This is a genomic window from Paenibacillus sp. FSL W8-0439, from assembly GCF_038008995.1.
Lineage (GTDB): Bacteria > Bacillota > Bacilli > Paenibacillales > Paenibacillaceae > Paenibacillus > Paenibacillus polymyxa.
The window spans coordinates 4,509,563-4,535,259 of sequence record NZ_JBBPAK010000001.1 but is presented as its reverse complement, the minus strand read 5'-3'; the positions used below and the strand labels follow the sequence as shown (position 1 = coordinate 4,535,259).

Here is a 25,697-nt window from a genome sequence, read left to right as displayed (position 1 = left end):
AGGAGGGAATCGAGAATGAAAACAGACGTATACCATGTAGTACCTTTACTGGAAAAGGTTTTGAAGCTGGCTCCCGGCGAGCTGGAACAGTTGACTCCGGATCAGGACCTGCGAACCTTGGGGCTGAATTCCTTATCTGCTGTTGAATTAATTGTTGAATTAGAAAATGAGCTTGATATTACGATGGAGGACGACGATTTGGTGCTGGAGCATCTGTCTACATTGCAAGGCATTGAGCGTCTGCTGGGCAAATATGCATAAGGGCGCTGAACAGACAAGACCTAGGCCGCAATCCGATATGGGGACTCATCATGATTCCATAGTTGACCATAGTGCAGAAGAAATCGCAAACGCTCTCCCAGGGAAACATTGTGTATATTCTTCCCTGCGTACTTCATTGCGAAGGTATGGGGTGAACATGGCGGAAGCTGAGCTGTTCATGCTGTGTGGGAGTATGTGCGCAGAGTATGGTGGAGATTTGAAGCGCTTCGGACCGGAGAAATATCCGGAGCAGCTTCAAGAAATGGCCGCCAGTGGCGGACCGGTTATTCGGGTAGAACCGTGGATCGAAGGAGTCAGCAATGAAACCGACCTGTTGCAGGTGCTCACATCCGGCTATGGTACGATGCTGCATACGTCCAGCACCGCTTTAACCTATCACGACGTATATGTGAAAAATTACCCAAGGGGCCATGTGATTGAGTTGTGCGGATTGGACTTGCAAGAACGGACGGCACATGTGAATGATAGCTTCCTGCTCGATTCCTCGGGACATGCGATGACTTATGTGGGCTCAGCCCGGCTCGACGACCTCATGCAGGGCATTATTGAGTATGCATGGCTAGTGGAGCAGCCTGTCCCGCTTTCGCCAAGGGAGCTGCATGCTGCGTGTGCTTACCATATTCGTCAGTATGTGACGGGTGAGAAAGTTGCAACAGACCAACTGGTCAAGCGGGGAGATGCAGGTTACCGGGCATTTGTCGATGACTTCCATCTGTTAGAAGACATGGAGGATCAGGAGTTTCGGACGTACTGTCATGAAATCTATTACAATCTGCGATTGGGCAGCGCTCTTCATTTGACAGATTATACAGCTGATTATTGCCGGCTGCATCAAGATACGCTTGGGCCGCAAACCCAGCATGTCATTGAATTGGCACAGGCGTTGTACGCGGATTGGCACAAGCTTAATCTGCATATTTACAAAACAGGACTTCAATTGCGCAAGCATCGGATGCCTGAGATTATAGAGCGGGCTCTGCATTTAATTGAAAGACAGCGTCATATGCTGGAGGAACTGATGATGTTAGCAGAGCAAGCAGCCGAGTAGTCAAAATATCGGCTATATCAGGCATGTTCATCCAGGTATCACGCACAGAGGAAAGAGGAGGGGAATTCATTGCCGTCCATTACATTAAACCAATTGTCGAAAACGTTTACGTACTATAAAAAGGAGCCGGGCGTGCGCAAATCGCTACAAAATTTGTTTAAGCGTGAACAACTGACGAAGAAGGCTGTACAGGATGTTAGCTTTAGCATTGAGGAAGGTGAGATTGTCGGTTTTCTTGGCCCAAACGGGGCGGGCAAAACAACGACGCTCAAAATGCTGTCTGGCATTCTCCATCCCACGGACGGGGAGGCATCGGTACTCGGCTTTACCCCGTGGAAGCGCCAAAAGGAGTTTAAACGTCAGTTTTCCATCGTAATGGGACAGAAAAACCAGCTCTGGTGGGATTTGCCTGCGAGCGAGTCGTTCGAGCTGAACAAGCTTATCTACGAAATCGATGATAACCGTTATAAAGAAGCGCTGGATGAGTTGGTCACTCTGCTTGGGGTGGAGGAGCAGCTTCATGTGCAGGTTCGGCGACTATCGCTCGGCGAGCGTATGAAAATGGAACTAATCGCCGCGCTGCTGCATCGCCCACGAGTCATTTTACTGGATGAGCCGACCATCGGATTGGACCTTGTTTCTCAGCGGCGGATTCGGGAGTTTTTCAAAGCTTATAATCGTACACACCGGACGACCATTTTGCTGACAAGCCACTACATGAAGGACATTGAGGATTTATGCACTAGGTCCATCATTATCAGTGGGGGCAGATTGGTGTATGACGGAGACTTGCACAAGGTGAATGAGGTCATGGGTGCTCGTAAACTGCTCAAGGTTCGACTGGAGACTCCTGTATCCAACCTGACGTTGGCGGGGCTCGGCAAGCTTCGCTCCAACTCGGAGCTGGAGGCGGTATTTGAGCTGGACGCAGAAGATACGTTGACTTGGTCCAAAAAGATTTTGGATGCACTGCCTGTCGTTGATTTTACGATTGAGGACGTCCCGCTGGAAGAGGGGATAGCCAATTTGTATGATGGGGGCAGGCTGGCCGATGCGAAATAACAAATATGTGAAGGTGCTCCAGCTTGGTATGCAAAACGAAATGGAGTATCGAGCCAATTATTGGCTACAAATGGCGGGATTTATGCTACCGATCATGACACAAATTTTTCTCTGGCTTGCGGTATTCGGTTCATCGGGACAAGCAAGAGTGGTGGACTATTCTCTGCCGGAAATGCTGGTGTATGTGGTTATGGCGGGAGTAACTGGAAAACTGATTGCTACAGGCTTTGAATACGAAATTGCTACAGATATCAAGGAAGGTGGACTGGCAAAATTCATGGTACAGCCTGTACATTATTTTGCCTACCGTTTTTGCCGGTTTATTGGAGGTAAAGTCATTCAGTCCGCAGTTGTGCTGCTGGCGGCTGCTATTTTGCTGTTATGCCTTAGCCTGGAAGGACAAATTAGCTTCGAGCTATCGTACATCCTGCTTTACATATTGGCGTTGCCGGGAGCACTTGTGCTTAATTTTGTGGTCTATTATGCGCTGAGTGGCATAGCTTTTTGGATGACAGAATCGGCGGGACTTTTTTATACGGTGTCGCTTGTCATTTATGTAGCTAGCGGTACTGTGTTTCCGCTGACGATTTTTGGAGATGCGTTGGCCCGCTTGTTCAGTCTGCTGCCGTTCAGCTATACCGTATTTTTTCCGGTGAATGCGTTGACGGGCAAGCTGACTGTGCTGGAAGCCGCTGAAGGCATTGGCGTGCAATGGATCTGGATTGCAGTGCTGGCGGCCGTATCGCGCTGGGTGTGGCAAGCCGGAGTCAAACGCTTTGTCTCGGTGGGAGGTTAACATGAAAAATGTTTTTCGAAACGTTGGACGTTACCTCAGACTGTACTGGAAATTTGTCCAGTTTTCTGTCATGTCGCAAATGGAATACCGCACTAATTTTATAAGTGCATGCCTGGTTGAAACCGCTTATTTATTTATCAAGCTGCTATACGCATCGCTTCCATATCGCGCTGGGACGGACATTAACGGCTGGTCTCCCGATGCCATGCTCTTATATATCGGCGTGTTTACGATGATGAGCGGATTTTATAGTGGATTATTTTACAGTAATTTTACAAGCCTGCCTGACAAAATTCGGACTGGCTCACTGGACGTGCTCATGACCAAACCAGTATCGCTGCAATTTATGGTGACACTGCGTCAATTTGAACTGGGCTATACTGTGCCGAATGTCGTGGGCGGTGGAATCATGACAGGCATTGGCTGGTATCATCTGGGGTTGCCATTTGATGTGGAAACCGTGGGAGGATTCGCTGTGCTGCTCGGATGCGGAGTGCTTACGGCATACTCCGTGTTTTTGCTGCCCCAATTGCTGGCCTTCTGGATTATCCGCACGAATGGGGTTACAGAGCTGTCCAACAGCATTTTCGAGACAAACTACGTGCCGATGGCCGTATACAGTAACCTGATTCAGCGTATTGGCTTGTTTGTGCTTCCGGTGTTTGTCATCTGTAATTTTCCGCCCATGTTCATTCTCGGCAAAATGGAACCCGGTTTGATGCTATGGGCATTTCTCGCACCTCTCTGGCTGCTGGCGATTATCCGCTTGATATGGCAGTTTGCTCTACGTGATTATACGAGCGCGAGCCAGTAGGGCTACCGTGTAGTAGGTTCATAATGAAGCAGGAAAGGAAGCGAATCATATGAATGCGATACCGAACCAGCGTCATTTATATATGGGCACGTTCGAAGCGGAGGCTTACTGGCGAGATACCGAGCTAGCTTCCCTGCCCGCCCTGCCTGACCGGTCTTCTTCGGCCATTGTAGCGGCTATGGATGAATTGCTATTTAGCTTTTGCCAGCCGGGAGACGCCTTGTTGACACGTTATGCCATTTCGCCTGTGCATCGTCAGTATATCGCGCAGCTAGGCTTTCATCCGGCTGTAAATGAACGGGATTTGACTGACGGAATGGAACAGGCGGGCAATGTGTCGGCCGCATCCGTTTTTGAGCTGCTGAGCAGTCGCAAGACGGATGCCGATGAAGGTTTTCCTCAACTGGAAGGCTGTGTGCTTAGCCCGTTTGCGGGGTTGCCACATGTGGAGGAAGCCGCCCGTGCTTGGGGAATTACATTGCATCAGCCACCGCTGGAAACGATTCGCAAGGTAAATGCCAAAACCTATTCCTCTGAGCTAAAACGCAATCTAGGTCTGCGCAATCCAGGCCATATTGTGACTTCGTTTGCGGATGTCGCTGAAGCAGGACGTAAACTGCTGCGGGATGGAAGCTTTTTAATCAAGGATGATTTTGGCGTATCGGGCAAAGGCAATCTACACATTACCTCGACACAAATGCTGGACCGGGTCGTAGCATATTTACGTGGACAGGAGCGCAAAGGCAAACGGGTGCTGTTCCTGCTGGAGCCTTTCCTGGAGAAAGAGCAGGATTTTTCATGCCAATTCACGATTAGCGATGATGGACGTGTAGACATTATATCTGTGCAATGGCTGGCTAATACTCAATTCGCCTATCGAGAATCCCTATCGCCGGACAGGGCTTTTATGGAGCGCCTGGAGCGCGACGGCTATTTTAGCTTGATGCAGGACGTGGGGCAGCAATTGTATCGGGATGGATATTATGGCGATGTTTGTATTGACTCCATGACACTTCGCGGCGGGAAGCTGGAGCCCATTATCGAAATTAATGCCAGAAAGTCGATGAGTTTGATCAAGCATCAGCTCGATACCTATCTGGCCGGGAAAAATATGCATGGCACGTTGACGAATTATTCGCTGTCCCATGATGGGAGTCTATCCTATGAAGAACTGCTGGAAGGGCTGAAAGGCGAGGGATTGCTATTCACAGGTGAGCGTGAGGAAGGTGTCATGCCTCTGGGAGCCAATACGTTATATGTAAACACAGGTGGACGAGACGGTAAGAACAAGACTGCGGGTCATACAACCACGCCAAGCAGAAACACAACCGGGCGCGGAGGCAGATCATCTGCCAAGCAGGTTCGCGTAAGTGGGATTGGAGCCAGCGATGGCGGACCAGAAGGGAACGGCATGAGTCAGCCTGATTTGAATGGTAAACAAGAAGCTGACGGAAATGAACGGGCACGAGGCAAAGGCCGGCTTTATTTGGAACTGGTTGCTGCGAGCGATGAGGAAAAAATGCGATTGACTACCAAGCTGGAGCGTTTTTTGGCAGAGCGACATTTTACAGTGCTGAATTAAACGGGAGGCGTATAAGCATGCGTAAGAGTACGGAGAAGCTTATGAAGGTAACGATTTTGTGTTCCGGTTTCGGATTGGGCTTTTATACCCCTGGCTTGCTGCTGCAAGCAGGTCTTCGCAGGCTGGGCATGGATACGGCGATCCATGTATTTGAAAATGTACTGCCAGAATTGGCCCGTCTCAAGGTCGACAAAAGTCGGAAAGCTTACCATGACAATTTTGCAGTGGCCTTAATGTCGCAAAAGGTTCCGCAGGATATGCGTCATTCACTGGACCCCGCAGCGATGGAAGTACTGCTGAACCAATGGATAGAAGAGGATCGGCGGTATTTTATATGCTTATCCGGTCATTGGATGTATGTACTGGAGGAATATCGCAAGCGCAGAGAGCCGGAGTCGGTGTATGTGGACATCGTGTATATGGATTCGACACCTTCTCCTTCTTGGAAAAATCTAGCCAAGCATCATCCGCATTTTGCTGATGGCTGTGGAGAAACGACCCTGTTTGAAAACGATAAAAATAGAGTCAGCCACTATATTGACATCCCGGCAGTGGAGCATATCCCTTTTGAAGCACGGCAATCCCGCTTATTCGTACATGGCGGCGGTTGGGGGATGGGCACCTACCGTGAGAAGGTTGGACGGTTGGAAGAAGCGGGCTGGGAACTGGATCTGCTGCTGTATGATCAGGATCAGCCAGATGAACAGCGGGACAGTATACGCTATTTTCGGATGGACCCGCAATGGAGAACATGGCAACGAAATGAAGCCGGGGAGCATACATTTCCACCTTTCGGAGAGGTGAAAATGGGTGAGGAAACGGTGTATCAGGTTGGACCGGATTACCATTGCATGCTGGACCGAGCATGTCATGCCCAGGCCATTGTCAGCAAGCCCGGTGGCGGCAGCCTGACCGATTCGTTCGCTACAGCTACTCCGTTGATTATGCTGGAGCCGTTTGGTGTGCATGAGAAGCATAATGCGGATCTATGGGAACGTCTGGGGTTAGGCATGCGCTACGAGACGTGGATTGGAACCTATGGCGCTAGTGCTCAGATTCTGGAGGAAATGCATCGGAGGATCGTAGAGCTGCGCAGTCGGACGCCGCGTTATATAGAGTCCTATGTGAAGAGCATTCAAGTGCCATCAGGAATGGAGCAGGGATCATGAACGCGGCCGCGGCTGCGCAAGAACCTGCGATGCCAGATATTCGCTTTGGGATCATTGGCTGTTCTGCCATTGCCCCTCGTGCGTTGCTGGAACCGATCCGACATGTTGCAGGAGCACGCGTGACCGCGCTTGCGAACCGTACGGTTGCCAAGGCGGAAGAAATGGCAGAGCGTTATGGAGTCAATGTCGTTTATGGTCATGCTGAGGATATGTTAAAAGACCCGGACATCGACGCTGTATATATTGCGCTCAGCAACGATTTACATGCTGAGTGGATTGGCAGAGCCTTACAAGCTCATAAGCACGTGCTGGTGGAAAAACCGTTATGCCTGCAGACGGCTGATCTGGCTCCCTTGGCAGCTATCGTCGACCAGAGCAACGCTTATCTGCTGGAGGGAGTCATGGTGCAGCATCATCCCTGGCAGCGTGAGCTGCGCAGAATTGTAGAATCGGGTCGTTATGGTCGCTTATGCTCCATAGAGACGAGTCTGTGTATTCCGGCAAAAGAAGGTCATGCGGACAATTACCGATCCCGACCGGAGCAAGGCGGGGGCTGCTTTTGGGATCTGGGTGTGTACTGGCTCCAATTGCTTCAGGCCACCGTTGGATTGGAGCAGGCGGAATTCCACAGTCAATCGGATTTCGATGGCCCTCATGGCTGTGACTGGACATTTCGTGCACAAGCCCGTTACCCAAGCGGACTAGAGGCATCTGCCCTCTTCTCATTTGAGCGACCTTATCGCTGTGCTCATGTACTGACCTTTGATTCGGCAGTAGTCACCTTAAAGGATTGCTTTCGGGCGAATTTAGGCTTTTATAAAATGACACTCATGACGGAAATAAAGAAGGTTATCGCGGTGAATATAACAGATACGGCAGCACAGTCCTTGTTATCACAGACATCCTCGCATAGCAAAACGGTTTTTGAGCCCATGAACTATTATGTCAATCAGTTGGATGCCTTCTGCAGCATCATCCGGGGTGAAACGGAGCCCATTCCATTTCATGAGGCTGCTGAACGCGTCAGACTGCTGGCAGCTATTCATCAAGCAGCACGCTCAGGCGAGACGATCTATGCCATATGAGTATGATTGTGGTTTTCAATCGGTGAAATTCGAGTAATACCAAATACAGAGTATCCAAGCAAAGAAAGGAGGGATTCGGCAGATGGATCAAAAGGATCAAGTCTTACTGGAGCGATTCGGCGAGCATCCGACACCCTTTTATTATTATGATGGGGACGCGCTGCATGCTCACGTCAGCTCGTTGCTGGCTCGGTTACATCCGGCCGTGCGTGTACATTACGCGCTCAAGGCTAATGGTAACGTAGCCTTGGCTGGGTTGCTGCGCTCGTTAGGTTGCGGTGTGGAGATTGCCTCGGCTGGAGAAATGTTCGTCGCCATGGAGGCCGGGTATGCTGCGGAGGATGTGCTGTACGCTGGGCCGGGGAAAACGGTAGCCGAGCTGCGCGAGGCGATAGCCTGTGGGATCGGCTGCATCCATGTTGAATCGGTGAGAGAGCTACGTCTACTGGAGGACATTGCTGCCCAAACAGGCGTGTTTGTCAGAGCTGCGGTTCGAATCAATCCCGATAATGACCTGTCGGGAGCAACGATTAAAATGGGCGGTGTTCCGCGCCCTTTTGGAGTCGATGAAGGGCAGCTGGATCACTTTTTTAAGGTGCTGGAAGATTGCCCGCACGTATATTTTCAAGGCATTCAAGTGTATACAGGTACGCAAATGCTGAAAGCGGATCAGATTTTAGCTTCATTTGCGAATACCTTGCAGTTGGCAGAACGGGTGCAGGCTCAGTATGGTGTGGCGATGCATACGGTCAATTTGGGTGGTGGGTTTGGTGTACCTTATTTTGCTCATGAACAGCCGCTCGATATGGATCACGTCATTGACGGACTCAATGCACTCGCGGAACAGACTCGATCCAGTATGCCCGGGGTTAGGCTGATCATTGAAAGCGGCAGGTATTTGGTCGCTCAATCAGGCATGTATGTCTGCCGGGCGTTGTATACCAAGGAATCCAAGGGAGAGAAGTTTGTCGTGGCTGATGGCGGCATGAATCACTACGTCTCAGCTACCTTTCGGGGACGCCGCTTAAGGGACAATTACCCGGTGCGAATTATGCGCAGACAAGTGGGAGAAGAGGTTTCCACGGCGCTGGAGACGGTAAGCATTGTCGGTCCGCTTTGTACACCCGAGGATTGTATTGTGAAAAAAGCGGAGCTGCCCCCGATTCGCGAAGGCGATTATATTGCTTTTCCGAACGCAGGAGCCTATGGATTAAGCTACAGCCCATTATATTTTTTGGGACATGCTACTCCAGCGGAACTGCTCGATTATCGCGGGGAAGTGCATGTCATTCGTGAACACGGTGATCGCACGGACCTGCTGCACCATCAGCGTATGATTGCGTTGCCTGAGGATGTGATGTAAGTATGTAAAAACGCCAAAGTCATAGGAGCCGATATCCATCGGACCTGTGATTTGGCGTTTTTTACATTTTCAGCATTGTAGTATTGACTTAACGTGATTGGGAGCTGCGTATTTCCTGACGGACAAGCTGCCATACCATAAAGATCAGCACAAGGGCTTGTGGGACAAATGTTTCCCAAGTTGGATACATTCCCAACCAGCTAATAGAAGGAAGCGAGGACGCAGTGTGTCCCGGCAGCTTGCCTGCCACCTGAAGGGAATGAATACTTTCGCCCAGAAATCGGAATACGAGATAGTAGATCAGTATAGTGGCAGTCAGGAAAAAGGCGCGAATTGGCAACCTTACACTGAACTTGATGATCGCAAAAGCAAGGATGACCAGTATAACCGTTGCCGAGCCAATACCGATCAGCAATTGCGAGGTTTCAATGGCCGGAGCCATACCGATATAAAAAATAGCTGTCTCGGCCCCTTCACGTAGAATCGCGAGCGCAGAAACCGCAAAGAGCGACCATAGGCTGCCCCGTGCCAGCGCATTGCCCACGCTGTTTTCCACAAATCGGTTCCACGCAGCAGCATTGGATTTGCTATGCAGCCAGTTACCGACAGTTAGCATCAGCACAACCGCCACCAGCCCGGTGACACCTTCCAACAGCTCACGCATGCTGCCCGATGCAGCAGCTGCCACCAGCGAGGTGAACAGCACCGCCAGTATTCCGCTTAGCACCAGTCCTGTACCAGCTCCTGCCCATATCCATCGTCCAGCCACGGCTTCGCCGCTTTTCTTGACATACGCGAGCAGAGCTGCGAGCACGAGAATGGCCTCCAGACCCTCGCGCAGCAAAATCAGTGCGGCGTCCCATGCAGTATAAGAACGTTCCTCGGTCAACGGACGGAGCCTGTCCAGCATCTGATCAAGAGTCTGCAAGGCTTTATCCGTATTCGGTGGGGAAGACAGAAGATATCCAGAAGTCTCGGTCATTTGATTTTCAATCGCAGTGTAAGACGTCGGATCGGAAATTTGTACATGTCCTTCGACAGAAGGCCATATAGCGATAAACTGACCTACCTTGTCTGCGGCCTGCTCTGGCTGATTAGCTACAACATCTTGGCGTGCGGATTCGAGCAGGGTGACTGCATCGCCGAGGGAAGCTGTTGAACCATTCGCTGCTCCGGCAGCGGCATTGCCTGCATCTGCCCCTTGATCTGTGTTCACAAGTTTGCCCTGACTATAATCAGACAGCAGCGTCGTTAACTCCTGCATTTCCTTGAGAGCCTGTGCTTGACGTATGGGCTCTGCTTGCATAGAGATGCGAATGAGGCTGATTTTTGTTTCAAGCGAACTGTATACCGAAAAATGGTCCAGACGAATCGGGGTCTCCACCTGATACCAGGCTTTAACGATTCGGTCGTAATCCACCCGCGCAGCAGCCCAATCGCCTTTTTGCATGGCAGCCAGACTGCCCTTCGCCATAGGAAGCAGTTTTTCCGCTGCTTTAGCTCCGGCGGGGGCCGGTTGATCTCCTTCGGCAGCAGTCACAAACTCATTGACCGAGCGTGCCAGCACGGATAACGCAGCTTTCGCTGAATCCCCGCCGCCATGGGCAAGCGCCTCTTCTGCATCGGTCAGAGCTTGATCTACGGCCGCGATATGGGCTGAATCCCCGTCATTTGCTTTGACAGCTTCCCATAAACCACGGAATTCCTTTAGGTCCTTGGACGCTTCTGTCCATTGGTCTTGTCCCGCCTCCACCAGTGCTCCGCCGACCACAGGCATCAGCTGATCATTAGAGACAGCTTTAGCATTTGATTGTGCGAAAACGGCCGACCCATAGCCGGATATGAAGGGAGTTACTGTCAGCAGCAGAGCCGCCACCAGCACAAACACCCACCCCAAGCTTTTATTGCGCCGATTCATATAAATCCCCTTCCTTGCCTGCTGCTAAAATAACGTATCCCCGATGTAGCCGCCTTGCGACACACCTGGGAAGCAGGCGAACACCGCGCTGCCTTTGTGTACAATGTATTCGTTCAGCTTGTCATTGCGTGCAAGCTTCTCCTGAATGTGAACGAACTGCTTGAACAGATCACGCTGGTAGCTGATGAACAGCAGTCCGGCATCGAGCTGTCCTGTTTGTTTGTCTAATCCGCTTGAATAGGAATAAGATCTCCGCAAAATATTAATGCTCCCGTTCCCATGAGCCAATGCCACATGAGAGGTAGGGGGCGTAAGCGGCTTGCCTTCAGGGCTTGTAGCCGCCAGATCCAGCTTGTCAAACTCTTTGCTTTTGCCCAGTGGGGCACCGCTGCTGCGATGGCGTCCAAAGGTATCCTCCTGGTCACCTAATGTTGAACGATCCCACACCTCTACTCGCATACGAATACGGCGTACAGCCATATAGCTGCCGTCGCCCATCCATGCTGGTCCGTCATTGGTCTGTGTCCACACCAGCCGATTCATCTCGTCTGCCTTGGACGTGTCCGGGTTTCCCGTGCCATCTTTGAAGCCGAGCAAATTGCGCGGTGTGCTGCCCGCAGGATCAGCTTGTGCCGTCCGCTGGAAACCTTCCTGCGTCCAACGGAGTACCGCCGTTCCTCTGGCGATACGCGCCAAATTACGCAGGGCATGGAAAGCTACCTGCAAGTCATTGGCACATACCTGCACTCCGATATCACCGCCGCACCATTGCTCATCCAGGGCGTCTCCCTGAAAACGAGGCAACTCACGGAACCCGGCAGGCTTGAGCCCTGCCAGGCCATACCGTCCATCAAAAAAGGAGGGGCCCACCCCAAAAGTGATCGTCGTCCGGGACGGAGATAATCCCGCTGCCTCGCCCGTATCGGAAGGAGGGAGGTTGATATTTTCATTATCGGTGCCAAGCAGCACACCAGAAGTCATTGTAGCACTTGCTTCCGTCCAGGCCTTGAAGAGATTCCGCACCTGTTCCTTGTCGGGGGTTGTTAGATCGAAAGCGGCGAAACAGATAAAATCTTGTGCCGGAGTTACAATCCCCGCCTGATGTTTGCCGTAAAAAGGAACTACATCTTTGGTATCTGCCTCCGTCATCATGCTTTCGAGGCGTTGACTGGCTGACAGCACAGCGCCCACGCCACCGCCGCCAAGCAGCAGACCTAATCCACCTACCCCGGCCAGCTTCAATAGATCACGGCGTGATACGGATTTACCTTTTCCTGATCGCTCATCATCCGCAGGCTGAGCATCCTTTTCTGTCAGATCAGACTGTTCATTACGGGATTCCGCATACTGCGACTTTTCTTGTCCTTTTTGCCGCTTAAAGCCTTTCATATCATTACACTCCTAACAATTTCCCCATTTGGGACAACGGTTCTGCCAAAGCATCAAGGTTCTGGCTTAGCTTTTTAATTTCTTCCGGTTTCAGTTTGGTATACGATACATAGCCTTCGCCGTCTTTGAAAGGAGCCAGCTCCTGCTGTAAGGCTGTAAAGCGCTCACCAATTTGTTTTTCCAACGCCGCGTCTTTTTGGTTCAGATCTGTTTTCAAAATGTCATAAATCTTTTGAGCACCTTCTACATTGGCCGCAAAGTCGTACAAGTCTGTGTGAGAATAACGCTCTTCTTCACCTGTTACCTTCGAGGTAGATACTTCATTCAGCAACTCGACTGCACCTGTTACCATCAAGCTGGCATCAATGTTAACTGTTTCTACTTTGGCACGCAGCAGCTTGGCATCACTCAGCAGGCGGTCGGAAAACTCGTCCAGTCCTTTGGTGGTGTTTTCTTCCCATAATGTTTTCTCAATACGGTGAAATCCGCGCCAATCTGCTGCATCCACGTCACCGTCACGAGCGTCAATATTCGGGTCCAGATCGCCTAGTGCTTCCGCAATCGGTTCAATCCGTTCATAGTACATACGTGCTGGAGCATACAAAGCCTTGGCTTTATCCAGCTCGCCAGCTTTGACTGCGTTCGTGAATTCTTCTGTCTTTTTCACAAACGTATCACATTGCTCGGTTGCATAGGTACGGTAAGCCGCAACCGCTTGATCAAAATTGGGAGCAGTCGCCGCAGGAGTCGTGGTCTGTGTTGTTGCTCCTGTATCTTTGGATGTTGCAGCAGGCTGCTGATCCGCAGTTCCGGCTTGTCCGCAACCTGCAAACAGAATAGAAGAGACCAGCACTCCGGCCGGTACGGCATAACGTAGTTTCATAATCAATGAACACCCTTTCTGGCCAAACTGGCCCTGAACCATAGTCTGTAGCGCGATCTCTATAACGAATTATCATTTTTGATAATGATTATCAGTCGCATTTTTTCTTATCATAAGGCTGGCCTATATGCCTGTCAATACATATTTTAGACACAAAGTTCAACTCGTCATTAAAGCTACAAGTAAGGTGCCTATGCCCATTTTTATCCGCACATTGAACCATACCTGAGCACATGACATAAAATGTGTTGACTGTATCCCTTAACCTTGTTACACCACACAAAACCCGAGCAAGGAGGGGTGAAATTGACGAAGGGTAACGACCAGAAAAACAAGTTTTTGTTAACTCACCGTGAACGTGAAGTATTTGAACTGCTCGTGCAGGACAAAACAACGCGTGACATCGCCGGACAACTATTTATTAGTGAGAAGACGGTGCGTAACCATATTTCCAACGTAATGCAGAAACTGAACGTAAAAGGTCGTTCACAGGCGGTCGTAGAATTAATCAGGCTTGGCGAATTAAAAATCTGACCTCTCGTTCCTTGCGGGGTACAAAGTCTTCTCGATGATCCTTCAACAATGAAGGGTGGTCGGGAAGGCTTTTGTTTTGATCATGCTGAGGATATGACGAAAAAAACGATTAAACCGCTGAAATATGTGGGAATTTGTGTATAAGTGGTGTACTATATAGATAAGGAAGAAAATACCATGCGTTTTCCAATAAGTTATATGAATAATTGAGGTGGAAGCTGTACCACAAAGTTGTATTTAGATAGAAATGCATCTGGTGATAGTCTAAGAATGAAATACAAATTAGCATGACGACAGGATGGAAGTTGAATCGGGTTTTTGCTTAGGACTACCTGTGGTATATTCTTGATCGGAGGTGAACGATAAGACATATGACACCCAACCAACACTCAATGACTTACACGCTGAACAGCGGTATAAAGGGAACAGTCGACCTATCCAGTAAACAGGTGCAGGAATGGATTAAAGCATATCGAATCGGCAGCAAATTTGTAACAGTTGTGGGCAAACAATATTTTGGTTTAAACCCTGAGTTGGTAGCAGATTTCAAGGTACATAATGAATACTCGGAGCAGAGAGAACACATATCCATGATACAGCCTGTAATGGAACGTAAAGCTGTAGATCTGGACCCACTGGTAGAAGCGTATAGTCAGTATAAAACATTAATTCAGGTAGAATGTAAATGTGGTGCTTCCTACATAGAAGAATCACCTCATAAGAGAACCAAGTGGTCATGCAAGGAATGCAACAATATTGTGTTCCTGGATCGTAAAAAGGGCATGGTGGATACGAATACAGGCAAGGCCTGGTACATGACCAACAAATACTATGTAGAAAGACAAAGCAACTGACAGATTGTCAGTTGCTTTTCTAACAGACTCGCACGCGTCTTTATATGCTTTTCACCATATATTAAATCCATACTTGGAAATGCTACTATATCTTTTGCCAAATAATAAAATTGATGTTTTGTACGCTTTGTAGTACATTATCAAGTGTATTATAAGGAGGCTTCTCATGTACGGACATAGACAAGATGATACTTTATACATCATGACTTACACATTAAATAGTGGTATCAAGGGCACGGTGCCTTTGTCTAATCAACAGATACAGGAATGGCTTGAGTGTTACAGAATCGGCAAGAAATTTGTAACCGAGATTGGCAAAGAGTACTTTGGACTGCATGCGGAACTGGTGGCTGACTTTAAAGTGCACAATCAGTATTCAAGCTATCAGGAGGTCATTATCCCGATTCAACAGCCGGATACTGGCTTAAGAGAGCTGTCTCAAGCTTACAAATCAACAGAAACCTTAATTAAAGTAGATTGCAAATGTGGTACATCGTATGTAACAGAATCCCCCTTCAAGCGGACCAAGTGGTACTGCACCAAATGCCGGGAGATTGTTTTTCTCGACAACAAAAAGGGAATGGTTGATACTTCTAGAGGCAAGGCTCATTATATGACCAATAAGTATTTTGTGGAACGGGAAACAACTGGCGTATAAGCCGGTTGTTTTTTTGTTCATAAGGTTTGTATACGTTCTGATTTTTTAAAACCGATTGCGCTACAGTGAAAAAGGGGAAAGATAAACCTTAAAATAAACGATAGTCAGGTGGTGAACGTCATCCGGGAAAATCGTACGAATGGTGCAAGAAACCGCATCAGCACGAACAATGTGTACATAAACGAAACGCTTCATTTGGAACAAATCATAAGTGACCTGCGTGTGATGGGCTATGTTGCCTTTCATCATCAGCCGCAAATTGCAGGTGAGCCTTATGAGCTGGATGAGTTAAAAAAGCAATTACTGTTGTTTTTTCAACAGCACCATGTATTGTGGATTGAGCTTGATCCGCTAACGCAATATGTGGTGGTGAATAACATGGGGAAGGCCACCGTGCTGAAACTCATTGGCCGGAAAATAAATCCGCTACGTGATCGGAGAGCGAACGCTGCTTTGGCGGGGCAGCCACTGCATGAGCTGGATCGGGAGATAGAACGACTAAATCGGCTGGTTCACCTGTTGCGCTACACTCGTTTTCCTTAAGCGACGGCATTAACGAAAAAAAAGCATTCACGAAGCATGCGTAATCACATGCTGTGAATGCTTTTTGGTATGTTATTTTTTACCGCATAAGATGAGTAAATCTACGGTGACATACGGTAAATCTATTTCCTGCATTCGCTGCCAGTCTGCTTCCGTAGCTCCCCACGATAAGGGAGTCATATGGAGCAAAGGCTCCACAAGGTCGGCATTTAGCATAAAGCGATAGGTTACTCGTTCGGCGGATAGAAGATTAAAGCTATCTTTAAACCGGCTTAATATATTGTCATTTGAATAAGTTGGCTTTTTCTGTTCATACAAGCATCTCAATTCCTGAAGATAATATGGTTCGGGAATGACCTTTAGAATGCAGCCATCCTCCGAAAGAATCCTTTTAAATTCAGCATAATTGGAAGGGGATAAAATATTGAGTATACCGTCAAATTGTTGATTTGCAAATGGGCAATGAGCCAAATCGGCAACACACCAGAGGGCATGAGGATATGCTTTGGCTGCGGCCACAATACCTTCTTTAGACAGGTCCATACCTACGCTTGTAAGCTCGGTGATTCCCTTCCAGGTAAGCTTATCCTGAATGTGGCTCGAAGGGGAACCTTCCCCGCAACCTGCATCCAGCAAGTACAGATGTGATTTTTGATCGTACAGGGGTTTCATAAACTTCATCATCGTGCAGCTTATGGCTTCATTTAAAGGATCAAAAAATCCGCTATTGCACATCATTCTTCTGGAGTTAAATAGCTGTTTATCATATTTGGTTTTATGGGATCGGGCGGATAAATGTAAATACCCGTGTTTTGAAAGATCATAGCAATGCTGATTCATACATAGGAGGCTTTTACCTTCCACCATACGCATGGGTTGAGAACATACAGGACAACTAAAAAGATGTTGATGCTTCCTGATCAGGCTAGCCTTCATCTCGTGTTTATTCCATTTGGACATAGAAAAGCACCTCGTTCATTCGTATTGGGTGAATGAAAAAAGGCACAGCCAAATAAACCCAACCCATTTTTCGAAAAAATGATTGAGTTTTCATGAACTGTACCTCACATTACCGTAAACGAATGAACTGAATAATCATATTGTGCAGCGCTCCTCTAAAAAAATAGAAAGGGCTCTCGCCCTCTCTATTGTAACTTAGCCATTAGAAGTTGTCATATGCTTACACAGATTTCAAAAACTCCACAATCGTCAGCAGACCCTTGTCGAAATTCTCCAAATTAAAATGCTCGTTTGGTGCATGCAGGTTTTCATCTGGCAAGCCGAAGCCCATCAATACAACTGGAGCACTCAGCACACGGGAGAAGGTTTCCACGATCGGAATGGAGCCTCCATCCTTGGTAAATAGGGCACGTACACCGTATACTTTCTCAAAGGCATCCGCTGCTGCTTGTAAAAACGCATGTGACGGGTCGATGTTAAAGGCGTTTGCTTTTTCACCTTGTTGAATATCCAGGGTAGCTCCTGCTTGAACGTGTGCGCGTAAATGGCGCTCGATTTTGTCCAGAATATCTTGCGGATTCTGATTAGCTACCAAGCGGCATGTGATTTTAGCGTGAGCTTCCTTCGGAATGACCGTTTTCGTACCTTCACCCTGGAAGCCGCCATATACGCCATTCAGTTCCAGTGTAGGACGAGCCCCAACACGTTCGACGAAGCTAAACCCTTCTTCGCCATAGAGCGAATCAAGTGCAAGATCTTCTTGCAGCTTGCTCTCATTGAAGCCTTGCTTCGCAAATTCTTCTCTCATCTCTGCCGATAATGGAGCAACATCGTTGTAAAATCCTTCGACGCTAACGCGGCCTTTGTCATCATGCAGGGTTGCCAACAGGGACACCAGAGCATGCAGGGCATTCGGCACGCCGCCACCGAAGGAGCCGGAATGAAGATCCGTGTTCGCCGTGTGAATGGCGACTTCCAGTGAGCACAGTCCGCGCAAACCTGTGCAAATCGCAGGCTTCCCTTTTTCGATCAGAGAGGTGTCAGACACCAGTACAGCATCAGCTGCTAGGCGTTCAGCGCCAGTGTGCAAAAACTCAAGCAGGTTCGGACTGGACACTTCTTCCTCGCCTTCAATGCAAAACTTGATGTTCAGCGGCAATTTGCCTTCCTGCTTCAAAATGGCCTCAACCGCCTTAATGTGCAAGAAAACTTGCCCCTTATCGTCTGTCGCTCCGCGCGCATACAATTTTCCATCGCGAATGGATGGCTCAAACGGTGGCGTTTCCCACAGGTGAAGCGGGTCCACAGGTTGCACATCATAGTGTCCATACACAAGGATGGTTGGTTTGCCAGGTGCATGCAAATGGTCTGCGTACACTAACGGATGGCCTTTGGTTGGAATAATTTCAACGTTTTCCAAGCCTGCAGCAGTCAGTTTGGCCGCCAGCCATTCGGCTGCTTGATTAATGTCTTTTTTGTGCTCCGATAATGCGGAGATACTCGGAATGGACAGCCATTCCTGTAGTTCGCCCAGTTGTTGTTCTCTGGCTTTTTCAAAATATTCAGTATAACTCATAAACTATGTATCCTCCTTTTAAATGTAAATCGTGTTTATATTGCGCTATCCTCCGAACCGAGGTTGTGGACGATATGTCTAGTTTACTACGTTTTATGCTGAACGAAAAATAGGGAGAAAAAAAAACGATTCTGCCCGGGTCTGTACAGACCTGAGTAGAATCGCCTTTCATCATGAATAGGATGTACTTATGCTCGGATGTCCAGATGACCCCCAAGATGCGGTTGTACGCTTTTTTCCATCATCTGTACCAAAGCCTGTCCTTGTTCACTGGCCTGATCCTTAGCCATACCCAATACCTTCACACTTACGGCTTGAGCCAAGCTGGCCTGACTCATACCTGTGGATAATGCTGCGATATCCATGTTCCATCCTCCTTCATTTTGATAATTCGCTTTCTCTGTATTTATCGGTAGGAATGGTTATTTTGTTTCATCCAATTGGAATTGTGTCAGTAAATCTTGAAGCTGCTCTGCCAGACGGGTCAAATCTGCGGCAGACGAACCGATCTCTTCCATGGAGGCGAGCTGTTCCTCTGCGGCTGCGGACACGGTCTCTGTATGAGATGCTGCTTCTTCAGCAATACGTGTAATTTCCTCCATGCTGCTAACGACTTCATTCGTTCCATTGGCTACTCCCGCGGTAGAAGCGGCTACGTTATCGAGTTGCTTCGCTGATTTGGCTACTGCTCTACGGATGCGTGAGAAGGAGCGACCGGATAGATCAATGGAATTGATGCCTTCCGTTACGCGTTCCTTGGCAGATTCCATAGCGACCAGGGCTTCAGATACACCGCTCTGTATCCCTTGAATCTGTTCACGAATTTGCTGTGCGGAATAAGCTGAGTTTTCAGCCAGCTTGCGGACCTCTGTTGCTACGACAGCAAAACCTTTGCCATGCTCCCCAGCTCGTGCTGCTTCAATAGAAGCGTTCAGTGCAAGCAGATTCGTCTGGCTAGCAATTTCCGTAATGACGGTGACAATCGTCCCGATTCGTCCGGAACGGTCACTCAAAGCGCTGACAATCGTATCGAGCTCTTCCACGGTAGTGCGAATTCCATCGATGGAGATGACACTATTGCCGATATGCTCACTGCCTGCATCCGACGCCTGAATAGCTTGTGCGGAATAAGTGGTCATTTCTGCCATGGTGTCGGTCATAGCTGTAATGTCAGCAGACATGCCGCTAACTCGTTTCTGATTATCTTTAGCACTGTCCACCTGACGTTCGCTGCCGGCAGCGACATCTTGAATGGCTATGGTCACATGCTCGATGGCACGGGTCGTTTGTTCTGCACCTGCGGCAAGTTCTTGCGAGGATGCTGACAAATTACCTGTCATTGCTTGAATTTCTCTAATCATGTTACGCAGGTTATCCACCATTTGTTGGAAATATCTTGATAACTCGCCAATTTCATCTGTGCTGTTCGTAGCCACATTAATCGATAGATTACCTTGGCTGATAGCATCCATAGAATTACGCAATCTATGGATGGGTTTAAGGATACTGTTGATCAGCCACATTGCGAGCACACCAATGATGATGGCTGCAATGACCAACACTACGATTGTCGTGAGAAGAATAGGTTGGGCGGAGGCACGGGTTTCTGATTTGTCCATCGTTCCGGCAATTTTCCAGCCTGTCAGCTCATTGGTTTTGAAAATCAGATGTTTAGCTACACCAGCGGCATTGAAATCGAAGCTACCCACCTTGGAGGTAAACAATTCAGGCGTTTTTTCTCCCATTTCGGTACTCCCGCTGACTGCTGTCGGGTGGGTAACGATGCGTTTGGTACTATCAAATATCACAATATAGCCATTTTGTCCGATTCTTAGCTTTGTGATTTCTTTTAAATTATTCAAATTCAGAGAAAGACCGAGAACACCGCTGTTGTCGGGAAGTGTACGTGAAATATACACAACGGGGACCTTGGCCGTATTGAGCCCGACAGGGCTGATTACGGTTTGACCGGGTTTCTCCATGGCCTGCTTATACCACGGACGTTCCCGAGGATCGTTTGTGGAGCCTACGGCTTTGCCAATAATAAGTTTACCTTCGGGAGTTCCTACAAACATATCAACAACTTCCGCATGCATTTTCAAATACACTTGTAATCTTTTTAGAATGGCATCATCTGCTTCAGCGCTGTTATCACTAGCCGTCAACGTTGTGGAGTAATATTCAAGATCAGCTAGTTTGGCTTGAATCGTTTGAGTAACTGCGCGATCAGCTGCAGTCACGCTAGATGTTGCACTGTCCAGTAATTGGCGATCTGTCTGGTTATACGCTGCCTGATATGAGAAAGAGCCCACAATAATACTAGGAACAAGCATGACCAGCAGGAAAGCTGCTGTCAATTTCTTGCGTAGTGTTAATGTTTTCAGTCGTTTCAGTTGTTTCATCTAACCCCTGCTTTCTAACTATATATTCATTTCAAAAGCTTATACCATATGTATTTACTATCGGTTTTTTGGAGCTGAATTGATAGATTTATTGCTAATTTGTCCAATACGTCAAAGAATTGCTTGCATAGCATGGAGTATCTTGCAATTTGGAGGGATAAGGTATGGGTTTTTTTCTGGATATGAGAAGCTCCACCAATTCATCAAAAACAGGTGAGGGCCCCGATATTCAATTGGGGCCTGTACCAGAGCGATTCGGTATGATTACGCTGCGAACTTATCTTGTGCCGAGTCCGATTGTGACTTTTAGTGGTTCGATTGGTCTGATCGGTGAGTTTGGTGATACGTATGCGGTTGAGATTGTACGTGGAGCTAACTATGATCCGAACGAGGTAGTCTACCGCGCTGAGGGGGTATTGGGCGTGAATGGAGCTAATGAAACGCAAGCTTTTAATGCACAGGATTTGTCCGCTCCCTGGGCCATACAAACGGTATATTCTTCTTATATTTCCGGTGTTTCGACTACTGTCCGCAATGGTCCGGAAGTATTCACGGGTATCGCTTCAACTCCGTTTTTGTAAAATATATCAGACAAGTATTCTCCGGTTCAGAGCTCGCTGCCTGTTCATGGTTTTCCTATGATTAGGCAGCTGCGCTTTAAGCCTAGCAGCCACAGCCTGGGGTAGACATTTGCCGCAGGCTTGTGGCTGTCTGTACTCCTTACAACACCGAGAACATAAATGATATGGTTGTTGTGATTACTTCATGGTGTGTACAACAGAGTTGATTTGCTTTTACGGGCTGCTAATTCTTTAAAATTTCTTGCAAATACTGAGTCAACTCGTCTGCCGCTTTGGTATGGGCGAGGAGTCCGGGATGGCTGCGAGATCCTATCGTTTCTTCTGTCGTGTTGGGCAGTTGGAATACGGACACACTGCGATCCCTCGTTTTTTTCTTGTACGCATCGACCGCCCGATAGATCGCTGACATCATCGGAGTACCAAGCATCCCATAGGCCCATACAATATGGGCAGTAGGATTGCAATTCCGAAGCTTGACAAGAAAGCGTTCGGTAGCGTTTTCAAAAGCTTGTACGTCTTCTTCATTAAATGTGCCATCCTCATTCAAACGTTGCTTATACACTTTCCCACTTATTGGGTCTGTCCATGCTGGAGAATAAAAGGCTCCACCGTCATTAGTCCCTAAGTTCACTACGACCACGTCCGGTTGCCAAGAGGTAAAATCATGATCGGCAAATGCTCCTAATGCTTCATTTCTCTCTCCGATGAGCACACCGCATATTTGCTCATAATATGCCGGTATGTTCCCATGTGGATTGTTATCCCAGCTTGTTAGCACACCCCATCCGCTTTGTGAGAATACTCGGTAATCCGCATTCAGTGCCTCGGCTGTTATGGCTGTATAATTGCGTAGGGCCGTGAACAGCATAGGAACCCAGTCGGTCTCCTCCTTCGCTCCAATCGTTCCTTCTCCCGAAGTAATGCTGTCCCCGACAAACTCTACTTTGAGGGGCTTATCAGGGACCGGCAGCAATTCTCCGTCAACCTTTAGGGCATGAATTTGCAACAAGCAGCGCGGGTCCGAGCTCATAGGCTGGGCATCCTTGACGAGACGGACATTTTTGACCGTGTCAGAGTTCAATCCTCTCAAAAGACAGATCCAATGCCGACCAGCGGTCACCATCAGACGACTCATCGGGACACCATTGATGACAATACTGATCCAGGGCTCATACACCTGATAATCGGCTTCTATTTCAATCCATAGCTCTGAGCCTTTCATATTTAATTCAATGCCGCTGCCTGTCCAAAATAGAGTAAGAGGTGTAAGTGTTGGCGTAGTTCGGCCATGAACCTTTACATGCTTTGCTTTTGCAAGTGGAAATGTCTTCAATCTCTTGTTATGCGACATATTCAACATCCTCCTCATAATCTCGAATGAATGCTAGTTTCTGTAATATTGTAAAAGAAGTGACAGGTAATCTCAAATCTATTTTTAAGTAAGTTTAGAACAGCAATGGATAGCAAAAAGCACCAGCAGGTTTCATTTTGCTGATGCTTTTTTTGATATACGGAGCCCCAATAACGAAGTTGATTCTTTTCAGACTATTACCTTTATTCTTTAATTCGCTTTGCCGAACATGACAATGTTAACCGCTTTGCCGAAGTCTATACCTACTTTGCCAGTTAATTCTGCTGTTTTTTGCGCCAACACCACTGCATTGACACCACAAGAGAATAGCGCAATATCAAAGTCATCTTTGTGGGTTGCGATCCATTCGAGTGTTTCTGGCATCTGTTCATATTGATGGAATGCGAGCGTGTGCGCGATATGCAGCCCATATGGCTCGGCTTCAAGAACAGGCTTTACTTCAGCAGCTGTCCGGGTGACCAGCAGAATGCGTCGATTTTTCAGCAAGTTCCAGAATGCGGGTGTCTCTGCCAAATATCGATTCAGGCAGGCATGGCAAGTCAGCGCAGGGGAAAGAGCATAGTGAGCAAAGACCTGATCGGTCAGCTCCCGCTTCATATAGGATGGTGCCTTAATAGACTCGTCATCATATGGCAAAATGCCTGCGACGCTGGCTTTGTTCACTGCCTCTGCCACTGCGTCTCGTAGTTCCGTATTGGGCAGAAATAGTCCCTTTTGGCCGAGATTGGCTTTGACCGCCCAGCGTTCCTGTAACACCTTTTCCATCGGCCAGACGGTGTCTTGAGCTAATACCAAATTTTCGCCATCTCCAATACGTATGAGTGAGAAGGGATGGTGCTGATCGAGTGCCAGCTTCAAACGTTTCAATACCTCGTCAATCTCCAGATACTTTGGATCCGTCATATCCTGTTTCCTCCCTGTCAGTCCTGCTTGTTCAACTTTTCAAATAGAGCAAAAAACTTCGTATTCTATCATATGTCGAAAGTTAAAAGGTTTTTGTATGAACGGCTATTCTTTTTCGATTCTACCTATTTTTGCGAGAGTTGTTGCATCTGTACGTGCCGTTTCAGGAGCGTCTTCATAACTTGAGAGAAGACGGATGAAAGGGAGGAAGATCAATGAAGCGCAAGATTGTGATTGAAATTAATTTTAATAACTATGGGATGAATCCCAACCGCCTGACACGTGAGTGGATCAGCGAGCGATTGGATATATTCAGAACCTTTACGCTGCGTAGTCTGCTCAATCAGACGAATGCCGATTTTTTATCTGTCGTCAAGCTGGCGGGTGGATGCAGCGACATTGTGGAAGAGGAACTGGCCCAACGTGAGCCCATTCCTGAGCACATTCGTTTTGGTACGAGCATTGAAAGTAAGCGTCGTATCCATGCATATATCGAAGGCGCGGACGAACTGCTCATTGCTAGAATTGATTCCGATGATTTGTACCACCAATCCTTTGTACAGCAATTACATGATTACAAGTTTCAACCGGATACGGTTGCGCTGGTAAATCAAATGGGTTACTTGTGGGATGCGGTTGAGGGGCAGATGGCACCTGTGTTTCACCACTCGCCTTCCTTTTATGTGTTCCGCTATCAAGTAGAGGAATTTCTGAATGGTTACCGTGTCATTATTCCTGGGAAGGGTACGCACGGATATGTAACGGAGCTGCCGCATGAGGTGATCCCGCTTCGCAACTATGTGAATGTCATTCATGCCGCCAATACTTCGGTGAAAAAGGTACCGGCGAAGGATCGACTTTCAGAAAATGAAATGAACGCGGTGCTGGCTGAATTTTTGGGCACAGACATTGCCAATTCGTAACGGTCAGGAGGAGATTATATTGTTCAAAGGAAAAAAACTGCTGGTGACCGGAGGAACGGGATCTTGGGGGCAACGCCTGACGGCTGAATTGCTGAAGGAGGAGCCGACAGAAATTCGTATTTTCTCACGCGGTGAATTTGCACAGATTGCCATGCAGCGGCAATTTCAGTCTGATCCCCGGCTAAATTTCATGATTGGAGATATTCGGGACCTTCAGGCATTACGGGAGGCTTGTCGCGGGGTAGATTATGTGTTCCATTTGGCAGCACTAAAACATGTCCCTGTGTGTGAGAAACAGCCGGAAGAGGCTTTCAAGACGAACGTACATGGTACGGAAAATGTGATTCGGGCCAGCATAGAGCAGGGAGTCGCCAAGGTCATTGATGTCTCAACAGACAAGGCGGTAGACCCGGTGAATGTATATGGCATGACGAAGGCGATTGGCGAAAGATTGATGATCCGCGCCAACGCCTTAAGTGAGCGTACTCGCTTTGTGTGTATTCGCGGCGGCAACGTGCTCGGAACGAGTGGAAGTGTCGTGCCTCTGTTCAAACGCCAGATCGCGGAAGGACAGAATTTAACGCTGACGAGCCCAGATATGACACGTTTCTTCCTCACGCTCGGAGAGGCGATTGGCTTGCTGCTAAAGGCTTCTGTAACGGCGATTGGTGGAGAGACGCTAGTCATGAAAATGAAGGGTTGCAATATTGCGGATTTGGCAGAAGTGATGAAGGAACAGGCGGGACAGCCTAAGTTAAAAGTGAAGGAAATTGGTATACGTGGTGGGGAAAAGCTACATGAGGTGCTGATTTCGCCCTATGAGGTGCCGCACACGTATCGCTATGATGATCGTTATTTTGTTATTCTTCCCCAGCAAGCAGACAAGCGTTTGTTGAGTCAATATGGTGGATTGGAGCGGGTGAACTTCGAACAATATCGCTCGGACGATGAGTTAATGGATCGCGCTGGAATTGCTGAGTTACTGCAAGGTATGGAGTAA

General features: G+C 48.2%; 25 protein-coding genes and 1 pseudogene. 16 read left to right on the top strand and 10 right to left on the bottom strand.

Annotated features, from left to right (window positions below):
* Positions 1-15 precede the first annotated feature (15 nt).
* The 9 genes from MKX36_RS19465 (at position 16) to MKX36_RS19425 (ending at position 9,201) form a co-directional block, all read left to right on the top strand.
* Positions 16-261, top strand: coding sequence for an acyl carrier protein (locus tag MKX36_RS19465; RefSeq protein WP_016818498.1), 246 nt, complete (start codon positions 16-18; stop codon positions 259-261).
* Complete coding sequence (locus MKX36_RS19460) at positions 254-1,330, top strand: hypothetical protein (RefSeq protein ID WP_340865373.1); 1,077 nt, start codon at positions 254-256, stop codon at positions 1,328-1,330. Before MKX36_RS19465 ends, MKX36_RS19460 begins: the two co-directional genes overlap by 8 nt.
* A gap of 69 nt (positions 1,331-1,399) precedes the next feature.
* Complete coding sequence (locus MKX36_RS19455) at positions 1,400-2,392, top strand: ABC transporter ATP-binding protein (protein ID WP_016818500.1); 993 nt, start codon at positions 1,400-1,402, stop codon at positions 2,390-2,392.
* The gene (locus tag MKX36_RS19450; RefSeq protein WP_016818501.1) at positions 2,382-3,188 is read left to right on the top strand and encodes an ABC transporter permease; all 807 of its coding nucleotides are present in this window, start codon (positions 2,382-2,384) and stop codon (positions 3,186-3,188) included. The genes MKX36_RS19455 and MKX36_RS19450 overlap by 11 nt, the downstream gene beginning before the upstream one ends.
* 1 nt (position 3,189) lies before the next feature.
* Positions 3,190-4,002 carry an ABC transporter permease gene (locus MKX36_RS19445; RefSeq protein WP_017427353.1) on the top strand — a complete coding sequence of 271 codons (813 nt, stop codon included), beginning with the start codon at positions 3,190-3,192 and terminating at the stop codon, positions 4,000-4,002.
* A 49-nt stretch (positions 4,003-4,051) separates the two neighbouring features.
* Positions 4,052-5,584, top strand: a complete 1,533-nt coding sequence (locus MKX36_RS19440; RefSeq protein WP_340865372.1) for a hypothetical protein — start codon at positions 4,052-4,054, stop codon at positions 5,582-5,584.
* A gap of 17 nt (positions 5,585-5,601) precedes the next feature.
* Complete coding sequence (locus MKX36_RS19435) at positions 5,602-6,753, top strand: UDP-glucuronosyltransferase (protein ID WP_340865370.1); 1,152 nt, start codon at positions 5,602-5,604, stop codon at positions 6,751-6,753.
* On the top strand, positions 6,750-7,838 hold the full coding sequence (locus MKX36_RS19430) for a Gfo/Idh/MocA family protein (RefSeq protein ID WP_340865368.1): 1,089 nt from the start codon (positions 6,750-6,752) through the stop codon (positions 7,836-7,838). The genes MKX36_RS19435 and MKX36_RS19430 overlap by 4 nt, the downstream gene beginning before the upstream one ends.
* 82 nt (positions 7,839-7,920) lie before the next feature.
* Positions 7,921-9,201, top strand: coding sequence for a type III PLP-dependent enzyme (locus MKX36_RS19425; protein WP_016818506.1), 1,281 nt, complete (start codon positions 7,921-7,923; stop codon positions 9,199-9,201).
* Positions 9,202-9,289: 88 nt separating this feature from the next.
* On the opposite strand, the gene MKX36_RS19420 is transcribed toward MKX36_RS19425, so the two are convergent.
* Genes MKX36_RS19420 through efeO form a run of 3 tightly spaced genes read right to left on the bottom strand, consistent with a single transcriptional unit; the run spans position 9,290 to position 13,391 of the window.
* Entirely contained in the window at positions 9,290-11,119 is a 1,830-nt protein-coding gene (locus MKX36_RS19420) for an FTR1 family iron permease (RefSeq protein ID WP_340865365.1), read from the bottom strand.
* Between the two features lie 24 nt (positions 11,120-11,143).
* Positions 11,144-12,508, bottom strand: a complete 1,365-nt coding sequence (gene efeB, locus MKX36_RS19415) for an iron uptake transporter deferrochelatase/peroxidase subunit (protein ID WP_016818508.1) — start codon at positions 12,506-12,508, stop codon at positions 11,144-11,146.
* 4 nt (positions 12,509-12,512) lie between these two features.
* Entirely contained in the window at positions 12,513-13,391 is an 879-nt protein-coding gene (efeO, locus tag MKX36_RS19410) for an iron uptake system protein EfeO (RefSeq protein ID WP_016818509.1), read from the bottom strand.
* A 306-nt stretch (positions 13,392-13,697) separates the two neighbouring features.
* Between efeO and MKX36_RS19405 the strand changes: the two genes are divergently transcribed.
* The 4 genes from MKX36_RS19405 to MKX36_RS19390 all read left to right on the top strand — a co-directional run bounded on the left by MKX36_RS19405 (position 13,698) and on the right by MKX36_RS19390 (position 15,980).
* Positions 13,698-13,925 carry a helix-turn-helix domain-containing protein gene (locus MKX36_RS19405; RefSeq protein ID WP_013372773.1) on the top strand — a complete coding sequence of 76 codons (228 nt, stop codon included), beginning with the start codon at positions 13,698-13,700 and terminating at the stop codon, positions 13,923-13,925.
* Between the two features lie 371 nt (positions 13,926-14,296).
* The gene (locus MKX36_RS19400; protein WP_016818510.1) at positions 14,297-14,779 is read left to right on the top strand and encodes a hypothetical protein; all 483 of its coding nucleotides are present in this window, start codon (positions 14,297-14,299) and stop codon (positions 14,777-14,779) included.
* A 166-nt stretch (positions 14,780-14,945) separates the two neighbouring features.
* Entirely contained in the window at positions 14,946-15,437 is a 492-nt protein-coding gene (locus MKX36_RS19395; protein WP_013372771.1) for a hypothetical protein, read from the top strand.
* Positions 15,438-15,545: 108 nt separating this feature from the next.
* Positions 15,546-15,980, top strand: coding sequence for a hypothetical protein (locus tag MKX36_RS19390; protein ID WP_016818511.1), 435 nt, complete (start codon positions 15,546-15,548; stop codon positions 15,978-15,980).
* A 72-nt stretch (positions 15,981-16,052) separates the two neighbouring features.
* Here the strand turns inward: MKX36_RS19390 and MKX36_RS19385 are convergent, their stop codons facing one another.
* The 5 genes and pseudogenes from MKX36_RS19385 to MKX36_RS19365 form a co-directional block, all read right to left on the bottom strand.
* The gene (locus tag MKX36_RS19385) at positions 16,053-16,652 is read right to left on the bottom strand and encodes a methyltransferase domain-containing protein (protein WP_225164801.1); all 600 of its coding nucleotides are present in this window, start codon (positions 16,650-16,652) and stop codon (positions 16,053-16,055) included.
* A 132-nt stretch (positions 16,653-16,784) separates the two neighbouring features.
* Positions 16,785-16,916 (bottom strand): annotated as a pseudogene (locus MKX36_RS19380) (putative RNA methyltransferase); the annotation flags it as partial.
* A gap of 244 nt (positions 16,917-17,160) precedes the next feature.
* Positions 17,161-18,516, bottom strand: a complete 1,356-nt coding sequence (locus MKX36_RS19375) for a dipeptidase (RefSeq protein WP_340865363.1) — start codon at positions 18,514-18,516, stop codon at positions 17,161-17,163.
* A 188-nt stretch (positions 18,517-18,704) separates the two neighbouring features.
* On the bottom strand, positions 18,705-18,881 hold the full coding sequence (locus MKX36_RS19370; protein ID WP_016818514.1) for a YjfB family protein: 177 nt from the start codon (positions 18,879-18,881) through the stop codon (positions 18,705-18,707).
* A gap of 57 nt (positions 18,882-18,938) precedes the next feature.
* Complete coding sequence (locus MKX36_RS19365) at positions 18,939-20,918, bottom strand: methyl-accepting chemotaxis protein (protein WP_340865360.1); 1,980 nt, start codon at positions 20,916-20,918, stop codon at positions 18,939-18,941.
* A gap of 164 nt (positions 20,919-21,082) precedes the next feature.
* On the opposite strand from MKX36_RS19365, the gene MKX36_RS19360 reads away from it, so the two are divergent.
* Positions 21,083-21,499 carry a hypothetical protein gene (locus tag MKX36_RS19360; protein WP_016818516.1) on the top strand — a complete coding sequence of 139 codons (417 nt, stop codon included), beginning with the start codon at positions 21,083-21,085 and terminating at the stop codon, positions 21,497-21,499.
* Positions 21,500-21,722: 223 nt separating this feature from the next.
* Here MKX36_RS19360 and MKX36_RS19355 read toward each other — a convergent pair whose 3' ends face one another.
* Together MKX36_RS19355 and MKX36_RS19350 are read right to left on the bottom strand one after the other, a co-directional pair.
* Complete coding sequence (locus MKX36_RS19355) at positions 21,723-22,850, bottom strand: SGNH/GDSL hydrolase family protein (RefSeq protein WP_123797586.1); 1,128 nt, start codon at positions 22,848-22,850, stop codon at positions 21,723-21,725.
* Positions 22,851-23,060: 210 nt separating this feature from the next.
* Positions 23,061-23,774 carry a GT-D fold domain-containing glycosyltransferase gene (locus MKX36_RS19350; protein ID WP_016818518.1) on the bottom strand — a complete coding sequence of 238 codons (714 nt, stop codon included), beginning with the start codon at positions 23,772-23,774 and terminating at the stop codon, positions 23,061-23,063.
* Positions 23,775-23,989: 215 nt separating this feature from the next.
* Between MKX36_RS19350 and MKX36_RS19345 the strand changes: the two genes are divergently transcribed.
* Entirely contained in the window at positions 23,990-24,697 is a 708-nt protein-coding gene (locus MKX36_RS19345) for a glycosyltransferase (RefSeq protein WP_340865355.1), read from the top strand.
* 19 nt (positions 24,698-24,716) lie between these two features.
* On the top strand, positions 24,717-25,697 hold the full coding sequence (locus MKX36_RS19340; protein ID WP_340865353.1) for a polysaccharide biosynthesis protein: 981 nt from the start codon (positions 24,717-24,719) through the stop codon (positions 25,695-25,697).